Annotated in this window: 5 protein-coding genes; 2 read left to right on the forward strand and 3 right to left on the reverse strand. The window is 72.4% G+C overall.

Annotated features, from left to right (window positions below):
* Positions 1-244: hypothetical protein (locus ACIPW5_RS39815; protein WP_401256401.1), on the forward strand; the 244-nt coding region annotated here is incomplete at its 5' end.
* Between the two features lie 182 nt (positions 245-426).
* Here the strand turns inward: ACIPW5_RS39815 and ACIPW5_RS39820 are convergent.
* Complete coding sequence (locus tag ACIPW5_RS39820) at positions 427-1,434, reverse strand: stage II sporulation protein M (protein ID WP_401256404.1); 1,008 nt, start codon at positions 1,432-1,434, stop codon at positions 427-429.
* Positions 1,435-1,545: 111 nt separating this feature from the next.
* Here ACIPW5_RS39820 and ACIPW5_RS39825 point away from each other — a divergent pair, with 111 nt between their 5' ends.
* Positions 1,546-2,457, forward strand: a complete 912-nt coding sequence (locus ACIPW5_RS39825) for an RDD family protein (protein ID WP_401256407.1) — start codon at positions 1,546-1,548, stop codon at positions 2,455-2,457.
* Here ACIPW5_RS39825 and ACIPW5_RS39830 read toward each other — a convergent pair.
* Both ACIPW5_RS39830 and ACIPW5_RS39835 read right to left on the reverse strand, forming a co-directional pair.
* Positions 2,454-3,110: a hypothetical protein gene (locus ACIPW5_RS39830; protein WP_401256410.1), complete on the reverse strand. Its 657-nt coding sequence runs from the start codon at positions 3,108-3,110 to the stop codon at positions 2,454-2,456. The two genes, ACIPW5_RS39825 and ACIPW5_RS39830, sit on opposite strands and share 4 nt — an antisense overlap.
* 79 nt (positions 3,111-3,189) lie before the next feature.
* The coding region (locus ACIPW5_RS39835) for an adenosylhomocysteinase (protein WP_351857368.1) at positions 3,190-3,284 on the reverse strand (95 nt) is incomplete at its 5' end.

A 3,284-nucleotide genomic window follows, 5' to 3' on the forward strand; every position in this document is an offset into this window, starting at 1 on the left:
ACTTCTGGCGTTGATTTTTGGCACGCTGTTGAGTTCTCAAGGAACGGACGCTTCCTTTGTACTCACCCTCTCGGGCTTTCCTCCGGGCTTTCGTTTTTCGTTCTTGCGTTTCCGACTCTATCAGACTCTTTCGTGTCCGATTTCCTCGGCGCTTTCGAGGTTCTGCGCTTTCGCGCTTTCCCTTTCCGGCGGTTCCGACTCTATCAGAAGTTTTCCACCGGATTTCCCGGCTTCGGCTTCCTGAATGAGGAGTCGGCTGTACCCCACGGGAATTCAATTCCATTTGGGGGTGAGAGAGACTTTAAACCATCGCTGCCGAACTTGTCCAGTTCGAGGCAACCGTTCGAATCTACCTCCCCGCAGCGGCCGTGTCAACGGTCTGCGGGACGACGAGGAGACTAGCAGCTCAGCTGCCTTGTACGCACATCAGGCCGCGGTCGGGAGCGTCGCCGTGCGGTCCGCCTCCTCCACGTCGCCCACCTCGCCCGCCCGGGACGCGCGGCCGCCGAGGACGTAGACGTAGGCCAGGAACGCGGCCTCCGCGACGACGCCGATGGTGATGCGGGCCCAGGTGGGGAGGCCCGACGGGGTCACGAAGCCCTCGATCAGGCCCGAGACGAACAGGACCGCGGCCAGACCGATGGCCATGCCGAGGGCGGCGCGGCCCTGTTCGGCGAGGGCGGTGCGGCGGGTGCGGGGGCCCGGGTCGACGACGGTCCAGCCGAGGCGCAGGCCCGTGCCGGCGGCGACGAAGACGGCGGTCAGTTCGAGGAGGCCGTGCGGGAGGATCAGGCCGAGGAAGACGTCGAGGCGGCCGGCGGAGGTCATCAGGCCGAGGCCCACGCCGAGGTTCGCCATGTTGAGGAAGAGGATCCAGAGGACCGGGAGCCCCAGGAAGGCGCCCAGGACCAGGCAGATCGCGGCGGCCTGGGCGTTGTTCGTCCAGACCTGCGCGGCGAAGGAGGCCGCCGGGTGGCTGGAGTAGTAGGTCTCGTACCCGCCGCCGGGCCGGGTCAGCTCCTTGAGGTGCTCCGGGGTGGCTATGGCGCTCTGGACCTCGGGGTGGGCGGCTATCCACCAGCCGATGAGCACGCCGAGGGCGGTGGAGAGCAGTGCGGTGGGTATCCACCAGCGGCGGCTGCGGTAGACGGCGGCCGGGAAGGACTCGGTGAAGAAGCGGGCGGCGTCGCGCCAGCTCGCGCGGCGGGTGCCGGTGACGGTCGAGCGGGCGCGGGCGACGAGCTGGGTGAGCCGGGCCGTGAGCATCGGGTCGGGGGCGCTCGACTGGATCAGCGACAGGTGGGTGGAGGTGCGCTGGTAGAGGGCGACGAGTTCGTCTGCCTCCGCACCGGTGAGCCGACGGCCGCGGCCGAGGAGCTGCTCCAGGCGGGCCCATTCCGTCTGGTGGGCCGCCACGAAGACGTCGAGATCCATCCGGTTACCGCTCCCCTGCCCCTGGCCACCCGATACGGCTTACTTCTCCTGCGGCCAGCTTGGCAGACTGGGGTGCACAGGGGCGGGTCAGGTCGGGGAAAGGTGCGCGCGGTGAGCGGTCTGGTGACGGGGGACGCGGTCGTCCTGGGTCTGCGGCCGGCGCGGCTGCCGAGCCGGGCCCTGGCGGTCCTGCTCGACATGGCCGTGTACGGCACCGGGTTCGTGGTGGTGATCGTCGGCCTGCTGGCGGCGACGGCGGGTCTCGACGACGCCGCGCAGGCCGCGGTGTCGGTGGCGAGCTTCGTGCTGGTGGTGGTCGGCGTGCCGATCGCGGTGGAGACGCTGAGCCGGGGCCGCTCGCTGGGGAAGATGGCCTGCGGGCTGCGGGTGGTGCGGGAGGACGGCGGGCCAATCCGGTTCCGGCACGCGCTGGTGCGCGGGGCCATGGGGGTCGTGGAGCTGCTGCTGACCTTCGGGGCGGTCGCCTGCATCGCCTCGCTGGTGTCGGAGCGGGGACGGCGGCTGGGTGACGTGTTCGCCGGGACCCTGGTGGTCCGGGAGCGGGTGCCGGGTGCCCGGGTGATGCCGGTGCCCCCGCCGCCGCCGTGGTTGGCCGGGCAGTTCGCGGCGCTGGACCTGTCGGCGGTGCCGGACGGGCTGTGGCTGGCGATCCGGCAGTACCTGACCCGGATGAACCAGCTGGACCCGCACACGGGTGCCGCGATGGCGGTGCGGCTCGCGGACGACGTGGTGGCCCGGACGGGGACGCCGCCGCCGGCCGGGGTGCCGGCCGCCGCGTTCCTGATGGCGGTGGTGCACGAGCGGCAGTCCCGGGATGCCGCGCGGGCCTTCGCCCCGGGACCGGCCCCGGTGCAGGTCCAGGTCCAGGGCCAGGTCCCGGCCGTTCAGATGCCGCCCGTCACGGCCCCGGCCGCGCCGGCTCCGGCTCCCGCGCCCGTGGCGCCGCCGGTACCGCCCGCGTCACCGGCTCCGCGCGGGACTGGTTTCGCGCCGCCCTCCTAGTCCTCCGTCCGGTCCTCGTCGTCCGCGAAGCCCTCGTCGTCCGCGAAGGTGGAGGGCGGGGTTTCCAGGTGTTCGAGTTCGATGCCCGGTGCCGAGAGGACCACGTCCCCCGCGATGTGCACGGTGTGGACCTCGCCCGTGTCCAGGGCGGTGACCTGGTACTCGTCCACCACCAGCGGGCCGCTGTCGGTGGGGTGCTCGGCGCGTGCGAGCAGGGCCCAGGCCTGGTCGACGGTGCGGGGTGCCAGCACCGGATCGGTCAGCGCGAGGAGCCGGACCCGGGTCGCGGGGGCGCCGGGGGCCAGGCGCAGCAGGCGGGCCGTGGCGACGAGGAAGGCCGGGGAGCTGCCGGTGAAGCCGGGGGCGGCGATGTTGCCCTCGGTGGCCTCGGCTCCGGCGGGGTCGGTGCGGACCCAGGTGACGCCGTCGATGGCGGCGCCGCGCACCTGCCAGCCGCCGGCGTTGGCCTCCATGCGGATGGGGCGGCCGAGGGCGTCGACGGCCAGGTCCAGGGAGCCGCGGTGTTCGCCGTCCGGGGTGGTCAGCTGGGCCACGTAGCGCCAGCCGGAGGGGCCGGGGGCGCAGTGGAAGTGTTCCTCGCCGAGGGGCGTGTGGTCGTGCGGGTCGTGGAGCGAGTAGCGGCCGCGGGGCATGGCATGGGTCCTCGGGTACGGGGCAGGCCCCCGGCGCGGGTGCCGGGGGCCTGCCTGGAGTGCTGCGGATCCGCGGGGATCAGTAGCGGTAGTGGTCGGGCTTGTACGGGCCCTCGACCTTGACGCCGATGTAGGCGGCCTGCTCCGGGCGCAGGGTGGTGAGCTTGACGCCCA

Origin of the sequence: Streptomyces sp. NPDC090077 (genome assembly GCF_044747545.1) — a bacterium.
Classification (GTDB): domain Bacteria; phylum Actinomycetota; class Actinomycetes; order Streptomycetales; family Streptomycetaceae; genus Streptomyces.

Coding starts and splice junctions, on each gene's coding strand:
- ACIPW5_RS39820 (WP_401256404.1), bottom strand. CDS start 1,434: ATGGATCTCGACGTCTTCGTGGCGGCCCACCAGACGGAATGGGCCCGC.
- ACIPW5_RS39830 (WP_401256410.1), bottom strand. CDS start 3,110: ATGCCCCGCGGCCGCTACTCGCTCCACGACCCGCACGACCACACGCCC.